Annotated in this window: 18 protein-coding genes; 6 read left to right on the top strand and 12 right to left on the bottom strand. The window is 60.0% G+C overall.

What is annotated here, in order from left to right:
• Positions 1 to 122 precede the first annotated feature (122 nt).
• The 5 genes from prpF to F8N12_RS24575 form a co-directional block, all read right to left on the bottom strand.
• Positions 123 to 1,313: a 2-methylaconitate cis-trans isomerase PrpF gene (gene prpF, locus F8N12_RS24595; RefSeq protein ID WP_150582696.1), complete on the bottom strand. Its 1,191-nt coding sequence runs from the start codon at positions 1,311 to 1,313 to the stop codon at positions 123 to 125.
• A 56-nt stretch (positions 1,314 to 1,369) separates the two neighbouring features.
• The gene (gene acnD / locus F8N12_RS24590; protein ID WP_150582695.1) at positions 1,370 to 3,967 is read right to left on the bottom strand and encodes a Fe/S-dependent 2-methylisocitrate dehydratase AcnD; all 2,598 of its coding nucleotides are present in this window, start codon (positions 3,965 to 3,967) and stop codon (positions 1,370 to 1,372) included.
• A 207-nt stretch (positions 3,968 to 4,174) separates the two neighbouring features.
• The gene (gene prpC / locus F8N12_RS24585) at positions 4,175 to 5,302 is read right to left on the bottom strand and encodes a 2-methylcitrate synthase (protein ID WP_150582694.1); all 1,128 of its coding nucleotides are present in this window, start codon (positions 5,300 to 5,302) and stop codon (positions 4,175 to 4,177) included.
• Positions 5,303 to 5,554: 252 nt separating this feature from the next.
• Positions 5,555 to 6,451 carry a methylisocitrate lyase gene (gene prpB / locus F8N12_RS24580; protein WP_028624242.1) on the bottom strand — a complete coding sequence of 299 codons (897 nt, stop codon included), beginning with the start codon at positions 6,449 to 6,451 and terminating at the stop codon, positions 5,555 to 5,557.
• On the bottom strand, positions 6,448 to 7,167 hold the full coding sequence (locus tag F8N12_RS24575; RefSeq protein ID WP_150582693.1) for a GntR family transcriptional regulator: 720 nt from the start codon (positions 7,165 to 7,167) through the stop codon (positions 6,448 to 6,450). The genes prpB and F8N12_RS24575 overlap by 4 nt, the downstream gene beginning before the upstream one ends.
• A 1,026-nt stretch (positions 7,168 to 8,193) precedes the next feature.
• Here F8N12_RS24575 and F8N12_RS24565 point away from each other — a divergent pair.
• The 4 genes from F8N12_RS24565 to pabB all read left to right on the top strand — a co-directional run bounded on the left by F8N12_RS24565 (position 8,194) and on the right by pabB (position 12,838).
• On the top strand, positions 8,194 to 8,730 hold the full coding sequence (locus F8N12_RS24565; protein WP_150582691.1) for an ATP-dependent zinc protease: 537 nt from the start codon (positions 8,194 to 8,196) through the stop codon (positions 8,728 to 8,730).
• Between the two features lie 5 nt (positions 8,731 to 8,735).
• Entirely contained in the window at positions 8,736 to 10,271 is a 1,536-nt protein-coding gene (locus F8N12_RS24560; RefSeq protein ID WP_150582690.1) for an inactive transglutaminase family protein, read from the top strand.
• Entirely contained in the window at positions 10,271 to 11,257 is a 987-nt protein-coding gene (locus tag F8N12_RS24555; RefSeq protein WP_150582689.1) for an alpha-L-glutamate ligase-like protein, read from the top strand. The genes F8N12_RS24560 and F8N12_RS24555 overlap by 1 nt, the downstream gene beginning before the upstream one ends.
• A gap of 243 nt (positions 11,258 to 11,500) precedes the next feature.
• Positions 11,501 to 12,838 (top strand): aminodeoxychorismate synthase component I, encoded by a 1,338-nt coding sequence (gene pabB, locus F8N12_RS24550; protein ID WP_150582688.1) that lies wholly within the window; start codon positions 11,501 to 11,503, stop codon positions 12,836 to 12,838.
• 87 nt (positions 12,839 to 12,925) lie between these two features.
• Here the strand turns inward: pabB and thrH are convergent, their stop codons facing one another.
• Positions 12,926 to 13,543, bottom strand: coding sequence for a bifunctional phosphoserine phosphatase/homoserine phosphotransferase ThrH (gene thrH / locus F8N12_RS24545; RefSeq protein WP_150582687.1), 618 nt, complete (start codon positions 13,541 to 13,543; stop codon positions 12,926 to 12,928).
• Between the two features lie 173 nt (positions 13,544 to 13,716).
• On the opposite strand from thrH, the gene F8N12_RS24540 reads away from it, so the two are divergent.
• On the top strand, positions 13,717 to 14,457 hold the full coding sequence (locus tag F8N12_RS24540; RefSeq protein WP_150582686.1) for a phosphoadenylyl-sulfate reductase: 741 nt from the start codon (positions 13,717 to 13,719) through the stop codon (positions 14,455 to 14,457).
• An 83-nt stretch (positions 14,458 to 14,540) separates the two neighbouring features.
• Here F8N12_RS24540 and F8N12_RS24535 read toward each other — a convergent pair whose 3' ends face one another.
• Positions 14,541 to 15,464, bottom strand: a complete 924-nt coding sequence (locus F8N12_RS24535; RefSeq protein ID WP_150582685.1) for a LysR family transcriptional regulator — start codon at positions 15,462 to 15,464, stop codon at positions 14,541 to 14,543.
• 125 nt (positions 15,465 to 15,589) lie between these two features.
• On the opposite strand from F8N12_RS24535, the gene F8N12_RS24530 reads away from it, so the two are divergent.
• Positions 15,590 to 16,336, top strand: a complete 747-nt coding sequence (locus tag F8N12_RS24530; RefSeq protein WP_150582684.1) for a 3-oxoacyl-ACP reductase family protein — start codon at positions 15,590 to 15,592, stop codon at positions 16,334 to 16,336.
• Between the two features lie 70 nt (positions 16,337 to 16,406).
• Here the strand turns inward: F8N12_RS24530 and F8N12_RS24525 are convergent, their stop codons facing one another.
• From F8N12_RS24525 to F8N12_RS24505, 5 genes are all read right to left on the bottom strand, one after another.
• Positions 16,407 to 17,102, bottom strand: coding sequence for an HAD-IA family hydrolase (locus tag F8N12_RS24525; RefSeq protein WP_150582683.1), 696 nt, complete (start codon positions 17,100 to 17,102; stop codon positions 16,407 to 16,409).
• 215 nt (positions 17,103 to 17,317) lie between these two features.
• Complete coding sequence (locus F8N12_RS28155) at positions 17,318 to 17,449, bottom strand: hypothetical protein (RefSeq protein ID WP_318189663.1); 132 nt, start codon at positions 17,447 to 17,449, stop codon at positions 17,318 to 17,320.
• A gap of 328 nt (positions 17,450 to 17,777) precedes the next feature.
• Complete coding sequence (locus tag F8N12_RS24515) at positions 17,778 to 17,996, bottom strand: hypothetical protein (protein ID WP_150582681.1); 219 nt, start codon at positions 17,994 to 17,996, stop codon at positions 17,778 to 17,780.
• A 102-nt stretch (positions 17,997 to 18,098) separates the two neighbouring features.
• Positions 18,099 to 18,287, bottom strand: coding sequence for a hypothetical protein (locus F8N12_RS24510; RefSeq protein WP_150582680.1), 189 nt, complete (start codon positions 18,285 to 18,287; stop codon positions 18,099 to 18,101).
• A gap of 125 nt (positions 18,288 to 18,412) precedes the next feature.
• On the bottom strand, positions 18,413 to 18,844 hold the full coding sequence (locus F8N12_RS24505; protein WP_150582679.1) for a glycine zipper domain-containing protein: 432 nt from the start codon (positions 18,842 to 18,844) through the stop codon (positions 18,413 to 18,415).
• Positions 18,845 to 19,034: the final 190 nt, after the last annotated feature.

Genomic DNA, 19,034 nt, shown 5'->3' with positions numbered 1-19,034 from the left:
CCACTGTGGGAGTGAGCCTGCTCGCGATGGCGGTATGACTGGCAACAAGGATGTTGAATGTTATGGCCTCATCGCGAGCAGGCTCGCTCCCACAGGGTTTAGGGTTTATCTCAGGATTTGCGTCAGAAACAATCACCCGGCACGCGCACGAAGCCTTCCATCAACACCCGCGCGCTGCGGCTCATGATGGCTTTTTTGACAGTCCATTCGCCATTCTCCTGCGTCGCTTCCGCCCCTACGCGCAAGGTCCCGGACGGATGGCCAAAGCGCACCGCATTGCGCTCGATGCCACCGGCCGCCAGATTGACCAGCGTGCCGGAGATCGCCGCCGCCGTGCCAATCGCCACCGCTGCGGTGCCCATCATGGCGTGGTGCAACTTGCCCATCGACAGCGCCCGCACCAGCAGATCGACATCCGCCGCCGCGATGGCTTTACCGCTGGACGCCACGTAATCCGCCGGTTTCGCCACAAAAGCCACCTTCGGCGTGTGCTGACGTTTAGCGGCTTCATCCAGGCTCGAAATCAGCCCCATGCGCAACGCGCCATGGGCACGAATGGTTTCAAACATCAGCAACGCTTTCGGGTCGCCATTGATCGCGCCCTGCAATTCGGTGCCGGTGTAGCCGATGTCTTCGGCTTTGATAAAAATGGTTGGAATGCCGGCATTGATCAGCGTGGCCTTGAGCGTACCGACACCCGGCACTTCGAGGTCGTCGATCAGGTTGCCGGTGGGGAACATCGAACCACCGCCGCCCTCTTCTTCCGCCGCCGGGTCGAGGAATTCAAGCTGCACTTCAGCAGCGGGAAAGGTCACGCCATCGAGTTCGAAGTCGCCGGTTTCCTGCACTTCACCGTGGGTGACCGGCACGTGGGCGATGATGGTCTTGCCGATGTTGGCCTGCCACACGCGCACCACCGCAACGCCGTTTTGCGGGATACGGCTGGCATCCACCAGGCCATTGCTGATGGCGAACGAACCGACGGCCGCCGACAGGTTGCCGCAGTTGCCGCTCCAGTCGACGAAAGGCTTGTCGATGGAGACTTGACCGAACAGGTAATCGACGTCGTGATCGGCCTTGGTGCTTTTCGACAGGATCACGGTTTTGCTGGTGCTGGAGGTCGCACCGCCCATGCCGTCGATCTGTTTGTCGTACGGGTCGGGGCTGCCGATGACGCGCAGCAACAAAGCATCCCGCGCCGGGCCCGGGGTCTGCGCCGCTTCGGGCAGGTCGTCAAGGCTGAAGAACACGCCTTTGCTGGTGCCGCCGCGCATGTAGGTGGCGGCGATCTTGATTTGCGGTGCGTGAACCATGGGTACTCCTTCAAAGCGCGCAAGGGACTTGAAATCCCCAGCCCGCATGTCGTGTGTTAAACGGCAACCGCCGCTTCTTCGAGGAAGTCCTGGGCGAAGCGTTGCAGCACGCCGCCGGCCTCGTAGATCGAGACTTCTTCAGCCGTGTCGAGACGGCAGGTCACCGGCACCTGAAGGGTTTCGCCGCTGGTGCGATTGATCACCAGCGTGAGTTGCGCGCGCGGGGTACGTTGGCCGATCACGTCATAGGTTTCACTGCCATCAATGCCCAGCGTGTGACGATCGGTGCCCGGCAGAAACTCCAGCGGCAACACGCCCATGCCGACCAGATTGGTGCGGTGAATGCGCTCGAAACCTTCGGCGGCGATCGCTTCCACACCGGCCAGGCGCACGCCTTTCGCCGCCCAATCGCGGGACGAACCCTGACCGTAGTCGGCGCCGGCAATAATGATCAGCGGCTGCTTGCGCTCCATGTAGGTTTCAATAGCTTCCCACATGCGCATCACTTGACCTTCGGGCTCGACCCGGGCCAGCGAGCCCTGCTTGACCTTGCCATTTTCCCGTACCATTTCGTTGAACAGTTTAGGATTGGCGAAGGTTGCACGCTGCGCGGTCAGGTGGTCGCCACGGTGCGTTGCATAAGAGTTGAAGTCTTCTTCCGGCAGGCCCATTTTCGCCAGGTACTCGCCGGCGGCGCTGTCGAGCATGATGGCGTTCGACGGCGACAGGTGATCGGTGGTGATGTTGTCCGGCAGCACCGCCAGCGGGCGCATGCCCTTGAGTGGACGTGCCCCGGCCAGCGCGCCTTCCCAGTAAGGCGGACGACGGATGTAGGTGCTCATTTCGCGCCAGTCATACAACGGCGTGACCTTCGGCCCGGTGTCCTCATGGATGGCGAACATCGGGATGTACACCTGTCGGAACTGCTCCGGCTTGACCGAGGCTTTGACGACCGCGTCGATTTCTTCGTCGCTGGGCCAGATGTCTTTCAGGCGGATTTCGTTGCCGCTGGCGTCCAGGCCCAACACATCTTTTTCGATGTCGAAACGGATGGTCCCCGCGATGGCGTAGGCAACCACCAGTGGCGGCGAGGCGAGAAATGCATTCTTCGCGTACGGGTGAATCCGTCCGTCGAAGTTGCGGTTGCCGGAGAGCACGGCTGTGGCATACAAATCACGGTCAATGATTTCCTGCTGAATCACCGGATCGAGCGCACCGGACATGCCGTTACAGGTGGTGCACGCGAAGGCCACCACGCCGAAACCAAGCTGCTCCAGCTCATCGGTCAAGCCTGCTTCATCGAGGTACAACGCCACGGTTTTCGAGCCCGGCGCCAATGACGATTTGACCCAGGGTTTGCGGCTCAGGCCGAGCCTGTTGGCATTGCGCGCCAGCAGACCGGCGGCGATCACATTGCGCGGGTTGCTGGTGTTGGTGCAACTGGTGATGGCGGCGATGATCACCGCGCCGTCGGGCATCTGCCCGGGCACGTCGTCCCACTGCCCGGAGATGCCTTGCGCGGCGAGGTCGGAGGTGGCAACGCGAGCGTGCGGGTTGCTCGGGCCGGCCATGTTGCGCACCACCGAGGACAGGTCGAAGGTCAGGCCGCGCTCGTACTGCGCGCCTTTCAGGCTATCGGCCCACAGCCCTGTGGTCCTGGCGTACGACTCGACCAGTTGCACCTGCTCGTCTTCACGACCGGTGAGTTTGAGGTAATCGATGGTTTGCTGATCGATGTAGAACATCGCCGCCGTCGCACCGTATTCCGGGGCCATGTTGGAGATGGTCGCGCGGTCGCCGAGGGTCAGTCTTGAGGCGCCTTCGCCGAAGAATTCCAGCCACGCGCCGACGACTTTCTGCTTGCGCAGGAACTCGGTCAGCGCCAGCACCATGTCGGTCGCGGTGATGCCTGGTTGCAGCTTGCCGGTCAATTCCACGCCGACGCTTTCCGGCAGGCGCATCCACGAGGCGCGACCGAGCATCACGCTCTCCGCTTCGAGGCCGCCGACGCCGATGGCGATCACGCCCAGCGCATCGACATGCGGGGTGTGGCTGTCAGTGCCGACGCAAGTGTCGGGGAACGCCACGCCGTCACGCACCTGAATCACCGGGGACATTTTCTCCAGGTTGATCTGGTGCATGATGCCGTTGCCCGGCGGAATCACATCAACGTTCTTGAAGGCTTTTTTGGTCCAGTTGATGAAGTGGAAACGGTCTTCGTTGCGACGGTCCTCGATGGCACGGTTTTTTTCGAACGCCTCGGGGTCGAAGCCGGCGCGTTCGACGGCCAGGGAGTGGTCGACGATCAACTGCGTTGGCACCACCGGGTTCACTTGCGCGGGGTCACCACCTTGCAGGGCGATGGCGTCACGCAGGCCGGCGAGGTCGACCAGGGCGGTCTGACCAAGGATGTCGTGACAGACCACCCGCGCCGGGAACCACGGGAAGTCGAGGTCACGCTTGCGCTCGATGAATTGCTTCAGGGAATCAGTGAGCGTGGCGGGGTCGCAGCGACGCACGAGGTTTTCCGCCAGCACGCGGGAGGTGTATGGCAGGGTGTCGTAGGCGCCGGGCTGAATGGCCTCGACCGCCGCGCGGACGTCGAAATAATGCAGATGGCTGCCGGGCAGTGGTTTACGGAATTCAGTGTTCATCGTCAGGACTCGGTCACGGTAATTGCGAAAAGCTGGGGCGTGGCAGCAGATTTGAACTGAACACGATCCACTGTGGGAGCGAGCCTGCTCGCGATGACGGAGTCACATCCGACATTGACGTCGACTGACCCACCGCTATCGCGAGCAGGCTCGCTCCCACAAGGATCTGCGTAGAGTCCAGATCCCGGTTAAGCCCGCCCCAACCGGTCAGCGTTGTTCGATTGGCACGAACTTGCGCTGTTCGACGCCGGTGTACTCGGCGCTCGGGCGGATGATGCGGTTGTTGGCGCGTTGTTCGAACACGTGCGCAGCCCAGCCGGTCAGGCGCGAGCAGACGAAGATCGGCGTGAACAACTTGGTCGGAATGCCCATGAAGTGATACGTCGACGCATGGTAGAAATCGGCGTTCGGGAACAGTTTTTTCTGCTCCCACATGGTCTTGTCGATGGCTTCGGAAACCGGAAACAACACCGTGTCACCCACTTCATCGGCGAGTTTTTTCGACCAGGCCTTGATCACCTCGTTGCGCGGATCGTTGTCCTTATAGATCGCGTGACCGAAGCCCATGATCTTGTCCTTGCGCTCGAGCATGCCGAGGGTGCCTTTGACCGCCTCTTCCGGCGAGCTGAAGCGCTCGATCATTTCCATCGCCGCTTCGTTGGCGCCGCCATGCAGCGGACCGCGCAACGAACCGATGGCCGCCGTCACGCAGGAGAACAGATCAGACAAGGTCGATGCGCAGACTCGAGCCGTGAAGGTCGAGGCGTTGAACTCGTGTTCCGCGTAGAGGATCAGGGAAACGTTCATCACTTTGACGTGCAACTCGCTCGGTTTTTTATCATGCAGCAACTGCAGGAAATGGCCGCCGAGGGTTTGTTCGTCGCTGACGCAATTGATGCGCTTGCCGTCGTGACTGAAGCGATACCAGTAGCACATGATCGCCGGGAACGCGGCCAGCAAGCGGTCGGTTTTGTCGTGCTGCTCGGAGAAGTCCTTTTCCGGTTCCAGGTTGCCCAGGAACGAGCAGCCGGTGCGCATCACATCCATCGGGTGGGCGTCGGCGGGGATGCGCTCGAGCACCTCTTTCAAGGCTTGCGGCAGGTCGCGCAGCTTGCCGAGCTTGTTCTGGTATTCAGCCAGTTGCGCCTTGTTCGGCAGCTCGCCGTACAGCAGCAGATAGGCCACTTCTTCGAATTGCGCGTCAGCCGCCAGTTCGCGAACGTCGTAGCCGCGATAAGTCAGACCGGCGCCCGACTGGCCCACGGTGGACAAGGCAGTTTGCCCGGCGACCTGGCCACGGAGCCCGGCGCCACTGAGTACTTTTGCTTCGGCCATTTGCTGTCTCCAGTTTTTGAATTTGTTAGGGAATCGGCAATTGTTTAACACGTCATTTCGTAGCAGCTGTCGAGCAGCTCATCTCCGTAGCAGCTTGTCTCCGTAGCAGCTGTCGAGCAGCTCGTCTCCGTAGCAGCTGTCTCCGTAGCAGCTGTCGAGCAGCGCGAGGCTGCGTTCGGCTGCGAAACAGTTTGCGAGTCCTTCGGCCTCGGACGCAGCCTCGCAGGCTCGGCAGCTGCTACACAGACTGGATTACTTCTTTGCGTTCGCGGCAAACAACGCATCGAGCTTCTGCTCGAAGGTGTGATAGTCGATGCGATCGTAAAGCTCCATGCGAGTTTGCATGGTGTCGATGACGTTTTGTTGCGTGCCGTCGCGACGGATCGCGGTATAGACATTTTCCGCCGCTTTGTTCATCGCGCGGAACGCCGACAAGGGGTATAGCACCAACGAAACGTCGGCACCGGCCAGTTGCTCGGTGGTGTAGAGCGGCGTGGCGCCAAATTCGGTGATATTGGCCAGGATCGGCGCTTTCACGCGGCTGGCAAACAGCTTGTACATCTCGAGTTCGGTGATGGCTTCCGGAAAGATCATGTCGGCGCCGGCCTCGATGCACGCGGCAGCGCGATCCAGCGCCGACTCAAGCCCTTCAACGGCCAAGGCATCGGTACGCGCCATGATCACGAAGCTGTCATCGGTGCGCGCATCGACGGCCGCTTTGATGCGGTCGACCATCTCCTGCTGGGACACGATCTCTTTATTAGGGCGATGGCCGCAGCGCTTGGCACCGACCTGGTCTTCGATATGAATGGCCGCTGCGCCGAACTTGATCATCGATTTGACCGTGCGCGCAACGTTGAACGCCGACGAGCCGAAACCGGTGTCGACGTCTACCAGCAGCGGCAAATCGCAAACGTCGGTGATGCGGCGCACATCGGTAAGCACGTCATCCAGGCCGGTGATGCCCAGGTCCGGCACGCCGAGAGAGCCGGCAGCCACACCGCCACCGGACAGGTAAATTGCCTTGAAACCGGCGCGCTTGGCCAGCAACGCATGGTTGGCATTAATCGCGCCAACCACTTGCAGCGGATGTTCGCTGGCGACCGCATCGCGGAAACGCTGGCCTGGAGTGCTCTTGTTGGAACTCATGACTCACCTCGTTGAGTGGCTGTCGGGTTAGCGCCGTCCTGGTAATGACGGGCGATATTGCGTTTGGAGGCGCCGATGTGGCGGCGCATCAACAACTCGGCCAGCTCACCGTCACGGTCGGCGATGGCGTCGAGAATGCGGTGGTGCTCGGCGAAGGCCTGATGCGGGCGGTTGGGCGTGGTGGAAAACTGGATGCGGTACATGCGCACCAGTTGATACAGCTCGCCGCAGAGCATTTGCGTCAGGGTGCGGTTGCCACTGCCCTGGATGATTCGGTAGTGAAAATCGAAATCACCTTCCTGCTGGTAATAACCGACACCCGCCTGGAATGCCTCATCGCGCTCGTGGGTTTCGAGGACGCGGCGCAGTTCGTCAATTTCTTCGCCGGTCATGCGCTCGGCCGCCAGAAGGCAGGCCATGCCTTCGAGGGATTCGCGGATTTCGTAGAGTTCAATCAGTTCGGCGTGGCTCAGGGAAACCACGCGGGCGCCGACGTGCGGGATACGCACCAGCAGGCGCTGGCCTTCGAGCCGGTGGATGGCTTCGCGCAACGGGCCGCGGCTGATGCCGTAGGTGCGGGCCAGTTCCGGCTCGGAAATTTTACTGCCCGGGGCGATCTCGCCTTTGACGATCGCCGCCTGAATGCGCCGGAAAACGTTTTCGGAGAGGGTTTCCGTGTCGTCCTGGATGAGCGGAGGATCGAGTTCGGCGAGCATATTGTCGACACCTTTTCAGCTGATGGCGTTGAAACTAGCTAATACCTGGGGTTTAGTCAAAGGATAAATAGGTATTGTCGACAATCGTCTGATAGTGCACTTCTTTAGGTGTACGCATTCCTCTGTAGGCGTCGAGCTTGGTGGGGATGGCTGTGTGTCTAGTGACGTGGATTTTGTAGGTGTACATATCCGTTGCTGCGGTGATGGCTGATATGGGTTCCGCCCTTACGGCGGGTTACTTGGAAGAGCGCCAAGTAACCAAGCGCCAGCGCCCCTGACGTACGGTGGCTCGCTAAGGCTCGCCATGCCCTCGCTCCGGTCCTGCTCCGTGGGCCCGCTGCCATCGGCCATCCATGGCCGGGGGCAGCTAACCCGGCATCCTTGCCGGGTTGCCCACTACGCAGAACCTGCGCTCGGCCTTCCGACGGGGCAGATCAAGATCAAGATCAAGATCAAGATCAAGATCAAGATCAAGATCAAGATCAAGATCAAGATCAAAGCAAAGCAAAGCAAAGCAAAGCAAAGCAGATTTCGTCTACTAGACCCATTCAGCCCGACGCGCCACAGGACCTGTAGCAGCTGGCGCAGCCTGCGTCAGGCTCGGGCCGCGATCGGACGCAGGCTGCGCCAGCTGCTACAGCGTGTTGTGTTGCTTTGCGGATTTGGTGAACTCCTAGCGAGCCAGGTCGGCTATCAGGCCGCCTCGGCGCGCTGTGGCTTTTGGCGTTCCATCGGGAGGCTCAGCGCAGGTTCTGCGACTCGCTGTAAAAGCGAAACCAATAGAAGCCATCACCGCAACAACGGATATGTACACCATCAACACCAAGGCACCAGATATACCCCCAACCACTCATAGCCGCTGGCCAGCGCTGGCGCCATAAAACCATCGTGCTAGAATGCCGCCCGCATTTGTCTATGACATCTGCTCTGCCTGTCACAAGAAATTGCCAGGCACCCGCGGGAGCTTGCGCATTCATTATTGCCAGGGCCTGGAATCGACAAACGGACCGCTGCGCATCAGGATCTATGAGACTCAAGCCCTTCCCGACATTCCTTTACCTGCTCTGCCTGCCCGGCATCGCCGCCGCGGGGGGGAAAACCGTGTACGGCCTCAACGAGTACGCTTCCCTGGAAGGCATCAATCTGGAAGTTGCCGCCAAACTCGACACCGGCGCAAAAACCGCCTCCCTGAGTGCCCGTGACATCAAGCGTTTCAAACGCAACGGTGAATCCTGGGTGCGCTTCTACCTGGCCATCGACGCCGCGCACTCGCACCCGATAGAACGACCGCTGGCCAGGGTCAGCAAGATCAAACGTCGCGCCGGCGACTATGATCCTGATGAAGGCGAGAAATACACCGCCCGCCCGGTCATCGAACTGGACATCTGCATGGGCTCGGCCTTACGCAGTATCGAAGTGAACCTGACCGACCGCAGCGCCTTCCAGTACCCGCTGCTGATCGGCTCCGAGGCGCTCAAACGCTTCGACGCGCTGGTCGACCCCAGTCTTAAATACGCTGCTGGCAAACCTGCCTGCGCCACCGACGCACATACCGCAGAGTAATCACCATGCGCGCTCTTACCCTTCATCTGAAACTGCTGATCGCCATCCTGGTAGTGCTGGGCATTTCGATTACGGCCTATCAGATTTTCGTTCTCGGCATCCCGGTCACCGAAGACGCCACCGACGACTTGTGGAATATCGACGCCAAGGTCGAGTTCGTCGCCAGCGCCAAAGACCCGGTCAAGATCCAGATGTTCGTGCCGCCGCTGAGCCGTGATTACGTGAGCCTCAACGAGAGCTTCATTTCCAACAATTACGGCGTCGCCGTGAACCGCGTCGACGGCAACCGCAAGGTCACCTGGTCGGCGCGTCGGGCCAAGGGCAATCAGACTCTTTATTACCGTCTGGTGCTGACCAAGCGCTACACCGGTGAGAAGTCCAAGGTCAAAGGTCCGACCTTCCGCGACAGTATTGCCGTCGAAGGCGCGGAAAAGGTGGCTGTCGAGGCCTTGCTCGCGCCGATCCGCCAGCATTCGGCCGACGTCGAGACGTTCATCGGCGAAGCCATCAAGCGTGTGAACAACGTTAATGACGACAATGTGAAACTGCTGCTCGGCGGCGATCCGTCGGTGGGGCACAAGGCGAAAATCGTCGAGCTGCTGCTGTCGATCGCTCACGTACCGGTGGAGAAGATCCACACCATCCGTCTGGTCGCCGATCAGCCGCAAACGCCCGAACTCTGGCTGCGCAGCTTCAACGGCGCCGATTGGCTGTACTTCAACCCGGAGACCGGTGAACAGGGCCTGCCGACCGACCGTCTACTGTGGTGGGCCGGCGATGAAAACCTGATCACTGTCGATGGCGGCAAGAAAGCCACTGTCACCTTCAGCATGAACAACAGCGAAATGAACGCGATTCGCCTGGCCAAGCTGACCGACGAAAACACCGACGCCAATTTCCTTGAATACTCCCTGTACGGCCTGCCGCTGCAAACCCAGCAGACCTTCATGATCATGGTCATGATCCCGATTGGCGTACTGGTCATCCTGATCCTGCGCAACCTGATCGGCTTGCAGACACTCGGCACGTTTACCCCGGTGCTGATCGCCCTCGCCTTCCGCGAAACCCAGCTGGGCTTCGGCATCATTCTGTTCACGGTCATCACGGCGCTGGGGCTATCGCTGCGCTCCTACCTTGAACACCTGAAATTGCAGATGCTGCCGCGCCTGTCCGTGGTGCTGACCTTTGTCGTGGTGCTGATTGCGGCGATCAGCCTGTTCAGCCACAAACTCGGGCTTGAACGCGGACTGTCGGTAGCGCTGTTCCCGATGGTGATTCTGACCATGACCATCGAACGTCTGTCGATTACCTGGGAAGAACGTGGTGCCAGTCACGCGATGAAGGTGGCGATTGGTACGTTGTTCGCCGCCGCGCTGGCACACCTGATCATGAGCGTGCCGGAACTGGTGTACTTCGTGTTCACTTTCCCGGCAATCCTGCTGATTCTCGTCGGCTTCATGCTGGCGATGGGTCGCTATCGCGGCTACCGCCTGACGGAACTGGTGCGCTTCAAGGCTTTCCTGAAGAAGGCTGACGCCTGATGTTCGGTTTCTGGAAGACCTGGAAGGCCCTGGAAGCCCGGGGCATCATGGGCATCAATAGGCGCAACGCGGACTACGTGCTGAAGTACAACAAGCGCAGTCTGTACCCGATCGTCGATGACAAGATCATCACCAAGGAGCGCGCCATCGCTGCCGGGATCCACGTGCCGGAGCTCTACGGTGTGATTTCCACGGAGAAGGAAATCGATAACCTCACCGAGATCATCGGCGGGCGCAGTGATTTCGTGATCAAACCGGCGCAGGGCGCGGGCGGCGACGGCATTATTGTGATCGCTGATCGTTTCGAGGGGCGTTATCGAACGGTCTCCGGCAAGATCATCAGCCATGAGGAAATCGAGCACCATGTCTCGAGCATCCTCACCGGCCTTTATTCGCTGGGCGGCCACCGGGATCGGGCTCTGGTCGAATACCGGGTGATTCCGGACCAGATCTTCAAAAGCATCAGCTACGAAGGCGTGCCGGACATTCGCATCATTGTGCTGATGGGGTATCCGGTGATGGCAATGTTGCGCCTGCCTACCCGGCAGTCCGGCGGCAAGGCCAACCTGCACCAGGGCGCCATCGGCGTCGGTGTCGACCTGGCGACCGGCCTGACGCTGCGCGGCACCTGGCTGAACAACATCATCACCAAACACCCGGACACCACCAATGCGGTGGATGGCGTGCAGTTGCCCTACTGGGACGGTTTCATGAAACTGGCCGCCGGCTGTTATGAGCTGTGCGGGCTGGGTTACATCGGCGTCGACATGGTGCTCGACCAGGAAAAAGGCCCGCTGATTCTTGAGCTCAACGCCCGTCCGGGGTTGAACATCCAGATTGCCAATGATTGCGGCCTGACCCTGCGAACCCATGCAGTCGAAGCACGGATCGAAGACCTCAAGGCACGCGGCGTGGTCGAGACGGTAGAGGAGCGAGTGGCGTTTGTGCAGGAAATGTTCGGGCATATTCCAGCGGTTGAGGGATAGCCCGATCCTGCGTCGCGGCGATCGCAGCCTCGTTTCACTCGACAGCTCCTACAGAACTTGTGGCAAGCGCCCACTTGACACGCCACAAATCGTAGGAGCCTGGCTTGCCAGCGATGACGGCCGGACAAGTGCATCAGGGCCCCGCCCCTGCCACCCACCCGCCAATCGCCAATGCCCCCTCTAGGAGCAATCCCCCGGGCAGACTACAATCGCCGCCCCGCCTCAGGCTGACTTGCCCCGCCCATGCTGACCTGCTCCGTACACCCGCTGCCCTACCGCGCCAATCCCGCAGACTATTTCGCGGCAGTTCGCGCCGCCCCCGGCGCCGTGCTTCTCGACAGCGGCAGACCGATTGCCGATCGCGGCCGCTTTGACCTGCTGAGCGCCTGGCCGCTGCACCAGCTCACGGTCTTGCCCGACGAGAGCGGCAGGGATTTCCTGCAACGCCTGCGGGAAAATCTGACACAACTAGGCGAAGCCAGCGTTTCCGATGACCTGCCATTTGCCGGTGGCCTGATCGGCTACCTCAGCTATGACTTCGGCCGCCATCTGGAAAACCTGCCGACCCAGGCGCAAGATGATCTGCAATTGCCCGATGCACGCTTCGGTGTGTATGACTGGGCGCTGATCAGTGATCACCATCAAGCAACCACCCAGCTAGTCTTTCACCCAACGCTGCGCGAAAGCGAACGTCAACGACTCATCGCTTTGTTCAGCCAGCCAGCCGCTGCATTGGTGGAGCCGTTCAAGCTGGCAGCGCCAATGAAAGCCGACCTCTGCGCCAGCGATTATCGACAGGCATTTGAGCGCATTCAGCACTACATTCAGGCCGGCGATTGCTACCAGGTCAACTTCGCCCAGCGTTTCCGCGCCCAATGCCAAGGCGATCCATGGGCGGCATACTGCGCGCTGCGAGCCGCCTGCCCTACGCCGTTTGCCGGATTCCAGAGCTTGCCAGACGGCGGCGCACTGCTGAGCCTGTCACCTGAGCGTTTCGTTAAGGTCAGCGATAGATACGTCGAGACCCGACCGATCAAAGGTACCCGCCCTCGTGGCCTGACCGCCGCGGAAGATGCCGCAAATGCTGCCCAGCTGTTGGCCAGCCCCAAGGATCGGGCAGAAAACCTGATGATCGTCGATCTGCTGCGCAACGACCTCGGCCGTACCTGCCGAATCGGCTCGGTGCGCGTTCCGGAGTTGTTCAGTCTGGAAAGCTATCCGAACGTGCATCACCTGGTGAGCAGCGTAACCGGCGAACTGGCGGATGAGCGCGATGCACTGGACCTGATAGCCGGTAGTTTCCCCGGCGGCTCGATCACCGGTGCGCCGAAGATTCGCGCGATGCAAATCATCGATGAACTGGAGCCGACCCGGCGCGGACTGTATTGCGGATCATTGCTGTACCTCGACGTACGCGGCGAGATGGACAGCTCAATCGCAATCCGCAGCTTGCTGGTCAAGGATGGGCAGGTGTGCTGCTGGGGGGGCGGCGGGATTGTTGCAGATTCCGAGTGGCAGGCGGAGTATCAGGAGTCGATTACCAAAGTGAAGGTATTACTCGATACCCTGCAAAACCTGTAGGAGCTGCCGAAGGCTGCGATCTTTTGATCTTGAAAAATCAGCAGATCGCAGCCTCGTTTCACTCGACAGCTCCTACAGGGGTCGGGCTTAGAGGCTCAACGTCCGATTCGAGGCCTTGATGAATTCCTGCTTTAAATCCTCAAAACTGTGCACAGCCGGGAACTGCGGGAACTCGCGGATCACATTGTCCGGCGCGTGGAACAAGATTCCCGCATCCGCTTCGCCGAGCATCGTCGTGTCGTTGTACGAATCCCCCGCCGCAATCACCCGGTAATACAGGCTCTTGAAGGCCAGGACCGACTGACGTTTAGGATCTTTCTGACGCAACTGATAACTGGTCACTCGCCCGGAATCGTCGGTGATCAGGCGATGACAAAGCAGGGTCGGGAAACCCAACTGACGCATCAATGGCTGGGAAAATTCGTAGAACGTGTCCGACAGGATGACCACCTGAAAGCGTTCGCGCAGCCAGTTGACGAATTCGACGGCGCCGTCCAGCGGCTTCAGGGTGGCGATCACTTCCTGGATGTCGGCCAGTTTCAGTCCGTGTTCGTCAAGAATGCGCAGACGCTGTTTCATCAACACGTCGTAGTCGGGAATATCACGGGTGGTCGCCCTGAGGGATTCGATCCCGGTTTTTTCGGCGAAGGCGATCCATATTTCCGGGACCAGTACACCTTCAAGATCCAGACAGGCAATTTCCACAAGACACTCCCAGTTGTAGTGATTATTGAGTCGAGCGAGCAAAAAGACTGCCGAACTCTAGCGATTCGAACGGGCCTGCGCAACGCACAGGGCACGCCAGCGGCCGCAGGATTTTGTTACCATCAGCCCCATATAGAGCGCCCAGCGCCACCGACCTGTAGGAAGCCGCCCTGATGAGCCCATCGTTCGATGTCGTGGAACTCGCCACGACCTATGCCAACAAATCTGCCCAGGACATCCTGAAACTCGCGTTTGCCGAGTTTGGTGATGAGCTGTGGATATCGTTCAGCGGTGCCGAAGACGTGGTGCTGGTGGACATGGCCTGGAAGCTGAACAAAAACGTCAAAGTGTTCAGCCTTGATACCGGACGCTTGCATCCGGAAACCTACCGCTTCATCGATCAGGTCCGCGAACACTACAAGATCGACATCGAACTGGTGTCGCCGGACTACACAAAACTTGAACCCTTTGTGAAGGAGAAGGGCCTGTTCAGTTTCTATCGGGACGGTCATGGCGAATGCTGCGGGATTCGCAAGATCGAGCCGCTGCGGCGCAAACTCTCCGGTGTAAAAGCCTGGGCAACCGGCCAGCGCCGCGACCAAAGCCCCGGCACCCGAAGCGCTGTGGCGGTGATGGAAATCGACACGGCGTTCTCCACGCCTGAACGCACCTTGTACAAATTCAACCCGTTGGCGCAAATGACCAGCGAAGAAATCTGGGGTTACATCCGCATGCTGGAGCTGCCCTACAACAGCCTGCACGAGCGCGGTTTCATCAGCATCGGCTGCGAACCCTGCACCCGGCCGGTGCTGCCAAACCAGCATGAACGCGAAGGTCGCTGGTGGTGGGAAGAAGCCACGCAAAAAGAATGCGGACTGCATGCGGGCAATATCATCAGTAAATCCAAGGCGTAAGCCGCGGCTTGCAAGACGGTGGGAACACGTGGTGCGGCATTGCGGCTTGCCCGGGATGACCGCACCTCGGTCCATCGCCGGGCTCACACCGCACTGAACCGCGCGCTCAACTGCTGCCGCGCAAACTGCTCGATGATGAAATCCACAAACGCCCGGGTCTTGCCCGGCAACAATTTGTGCTCGGCGTAATAAATCGAAATGTGCCCGTCATCGACATACCAGTCAGGCAACACTCGCTGCAACGTCCCCGCCTGCAGATATCCCACTGCAAACGGCATGCTCACCAAGGCGATCCCTAACCCCTGAGTCGCCACCGCGCACGCCGCCTCGGAATCGCTCATGGTCATCCGTGCGGTCAGCATCAGCGGGCTGTGCTGATTCTCGGGTCCGGTCAGGTGCCACGATCGCACACGCCCGGTCTGCGGCGAGCGGATCAGAATGCCGTCATGCTGCTGAAGATCGATCGGCTCAAGGATCGTCGCTCGCTGTGACAGGTAGCCAGCGGACGCCACCAACACACGATGGGCCGGCGCCAGTTTGCGTGCGACCACCCCTTGGGGCAGGTCGAAACCTCCGCCGATGGCCGCATCGAAACCCTGCGCTATCAGGTCGACCTGGCGATTATCAAAATGCCAATCGGGGTTGATCGCCGGAAACCGCTGCAGAAATTCCCCCAGCAGCGGCACAATGTACAAGCGCCCGAACACGGTTCCCATGCTGACCTTCAAAGTGCCCGCGGGTCGCCCTTCTGCGCTGGCAAGGTTGGCCACTGCATTCTGGATCGTCAGCAGGCTCGCGCTCACTTCGCCAAGGAATAGCTGACCGGCCTCGGTTAATCGCAGGCTGCGGGTGCTGCGCTGGAACAATCGCACCCCCAGCCGTGACTCCAGTTTTGCGACACTTTTGCCCACCGCTGCCGGCGTGAGGCTCAAGCGCCGCGCGGCTTCGGCAAAACTCCCGACTTCGGCGCTGCGCACGAAGCATTCGATACTGCTGAAAGTTTCCATGACGGCCACTCTAAACTTCTGGTTTACACAGACTATAGCGATTGCGGTCTACTCAGAGGGTAATCCGCCGAAGATACTGAGCCCCATCAACCGCGGCATCTCGCCCCGGCATTTTGGAGATCGACATGACTACCCAGAACCTCAGTGGCAAAGTGGCTTTTATTCAAGGCGGATCCCGCGGAATTGGCGCGGCGATCGTTAAACGCCTGGCCGCTGATGGCGCAGCGGTGGCCTTCACGTATGTCAGTTCCACCGCCAAAGCCGAAGAATTGCAAAACGCCATTATCGCCGGTGGCGGAAAAGCGCTGGCGATCAAGGCTGACAGCGCAGACGCAGACGCCATCCGCAGCGCAGTCAGTGCGACTGTCGAAACGTTCGGCGGCCTGGATATCCTCGTTAACAACGCCGGTGTGCTGGCTGTCGCGCCGCTGGAAGATTTCAAAATGGAAGACTTCGACCAGACATTGGCCATCAACGTGCGCAGCGTGTTCGTCGCCACTCAGGCGGCAGCCGTTCATATGGTCCAGGGCGGTCGCATCATCAACATCGGCAGCACCAACGCCGACCGCATGCCATTCGCCGGTGGTGCCACCTACGCCATGAGCAAATCGGCGCTGGTCGGCCTGACCAAGGGGCTGGCCCGCGACCTGGGCCCACGCGGAATCACCGTCAATAACGTGCAACCGGGCCCGGTCGACACCGATATGAACCCTGCCAATACCGAGTTCGCTGACAGCCTGATGCCGCTCATGGCGGTTGGTCGCTACGGTACAGTGGAAGAAGTTGCCGGCTTCGTGGCCTATCTGGCAGGGCCGGAAGCCGGCTACATTACCGGTGCCAGCCTGACCATCGACGGTGGTTTCGGCGCCTGATTTCACCCCCGCCCAGACATTGAAACGCCGGCAACCCTGATCAGGTTACCGGCGTTTTTGCAGCCGGACATCACACCCACGCCAGCGCCGGTAGACCGCAGGTGCTTGGCGTAAATGCCTTGAGCGTGCGCAGGATGCCGTCGGCATGCGCGTATTTTTCATCAGCCATCGCCGCGTCGGGGATCGCGATGGCGGTCATGCCCGCAGCTTTCGCAGCGGTCACACCAAAGGGCGAATCTTCGAACACCAGACAATCCTCGGGAGCCACCCCCAGCCGCCGCGCCGCCGTGAGAAAAATGTCCGGCGCCGGTTTCGCCGCGCCAACTTCCGGATCGTCAGCCGTGACGATGAAGTCGAACAATTCAAACCAGTCACGGTGAAGGGTGGTTTTTTGCCCGAACGACTGGCGAGAAGAACTGGTTCCGACCGCAATGGGAATATCGTTTGCCTTCAAGTGCCGCACCAGCTGCTCGGCACCCGGCATCGCCAAGGCAGTCGGAAAACGCTCGCGCATCAATGGCTCGCGGATCTGCAGAAATTCTTCGGCACTGATTGGCAGATCCAGCGCCTCAACCACGTAACGGGCCAGATCAGCAGCGCCTCGGCCAATGATGTTCTGTTTGACGCTCCAATCGAAGGTACGACCGTAGCGCTGGGCTATGATCGACGTGACCTCGGTGTAGATGCCCTCGGTATCGAGTAGCAAGCCATCCATGTCGAAAATCACGGCTTTGATAGGGCGGAGCTCTTTCAGCGGTGCATTCATCGCGTCTGATCCGTTTTTAATGACACCCTGGCCATCGCGAATTTGATGATCAGGATTGATTAAAGGGTTCAGCAGCATAACTAGCGCGCACCGCCCAGAGCAACGGGCAATCTGTCTGCGAAGTAAAACCGGTCTTAGCGTATCGCCGGCGGCTGGCCGGCTGAATCGATGATCAATAAAAAGCCCGGAACACGTCCGGGCTTTTGTTCACACCATCAACCACCCGCGCCGTCCTTACTCCCCGCCGGGGTCCCCGAACTGCCCTTCCCACCGTTGCTCATCCCGGCTTTACCGGAATCGCCGGAGCCGCTGCCAGAACCGCTGCCCATCGAGCTTCCCCCACTCATGGATCCGCTTCCGGTTCCCGGACTGGTGCTGCTTCCGCTGGCGTCCCCACTGTTACCACTGTCAATGCTGCCAGGTGGCAATGCGTTGCCACTGCCGGACCCTGCTTCCATTTCAGTGGAGGGTGGCGCTCCGCCTTTATCGACGGGTGCACCGGTACCAGCGGTTTGAGCGAATACCGCAGCCGAGCTAACGGATAACAAGCTGGCCATGGTAATGGCCGTCAGTGTTGATCTGATCATGGTGCGTCTCCTTGATAGAGTTGCTTGCCTGAATATACGGCAGCGATCGCACCGCATAGGTGCCTTTCAACCGACCAATGGCGCCTGCCTAACGAGGTTCGCCGGAACAGTCCTTCGGGGCGATATCGGGGTCACTCGGATCCGCTTCGATATCACTGTCTGTACGGCGGACGTCATCGTTGGGTACTTGCTCGACGCCAGGCTCGTCATCCGGAGGACGCTGATCGCGGCTTAATGAATCAGTGGGAGACGGCAGTGGATACTCCGGAGTGTCGTCAACGTCGGTGTCTTTCGGATCAGCGTTCATATGCACCTCTTGAAGGTTTGAGGGCTCAGTTCTGTAGCCAACGAAAAGGTGACCAGGACCGTTCGACGCGATCGCGGGCTGCCAGACGCTCAAAGCAGTGTTTCACTGCTCATCGTCGTCCAGTTCCTCGTCGTCGAATTCGGCATTACCGACATCGCCCGCATCATCGGAATCGTTGAGCGGCACGGTAGCGTCATCCATCAGCGATCCGGGATCTTCGTTACCAGGATCATTGATAAACGGTAGTCCGCTTGGACCTTTTTCTTCTTTGCCTTCGGTTTCAGGTGTCATGACGGGCCTCAATCAATAACAGGATGTATAAGTTCGAGGCGCCCTGCGGTCAATCGTTCCTGCGCACTGGTGCCAGATACACGAAACCCGGCGCTTGGCCGGGTTTCAGGTGGTGCGCGATCAAATCAACGATGTTTGTTTTTGTGCTTGTTCTTCTTGTACTTGTTTTTGTGGCCATTGCCGGAATGCGAGCCGCGGTCGTCAGTGCCCAGGTTATTACCGACTGCACCCCCGGCGGCGCCACCGAGGCCTGCACCGATAGTAGAACCGGTCGAGCCACCGAGGCTGTTGCCGATTACCGAACCACCCGCAGAGCCCAGACCACCACCGACGGCCGCCGCGGTGCGACTGCCTTTGGGTGCCCCTACCGCGCTGCCTGCCGCGCCGCCAACACCGGCGCCGATAGCCGCACCGGTACTGCCGCCCATCTGCTGGCCAACCACGTTACCCAAAGCACCGCCGAGACCACCGCCTACTGCAGCCGTGCCATCGCCGGCCGCCATTGCACCTTGAGCGACCAAAAGTCCCAGAAACAACGTGGATAATGTCAAACGCATGATATGAACCTCTAATTCCGCGTCGGGGGAAGTACGCACTACGGATGGAAGGAGTCTAGCACCTGCCTTATCGAAAAACGTTCATTGCAAGGTGACCGATGCTAGCAGAGAGCCAGCAATCGGATCAGTGGCGCTTGTGACCTTTGGACAGGTTGCTACCAACGCCGCCACCCAGTGCGCCGCCCAGGCC

It is taken from the genome of Pseudomonas fluorescens, assembly GCF_902497625.1.
Classification (GTDB): Bacteria; Pseudomonadota; Gammaproteobacteria; order Pseudomonadales; family Pseudomonadaceae; genus Aquipseudomonas; species Aquipseudomonas fluorescens_BQ.
The sequence above is the reverse complement of the archived record's forward strand: the minus strand, read 5'-3'. Positions and strand labels throughout refer to the sequence as shown.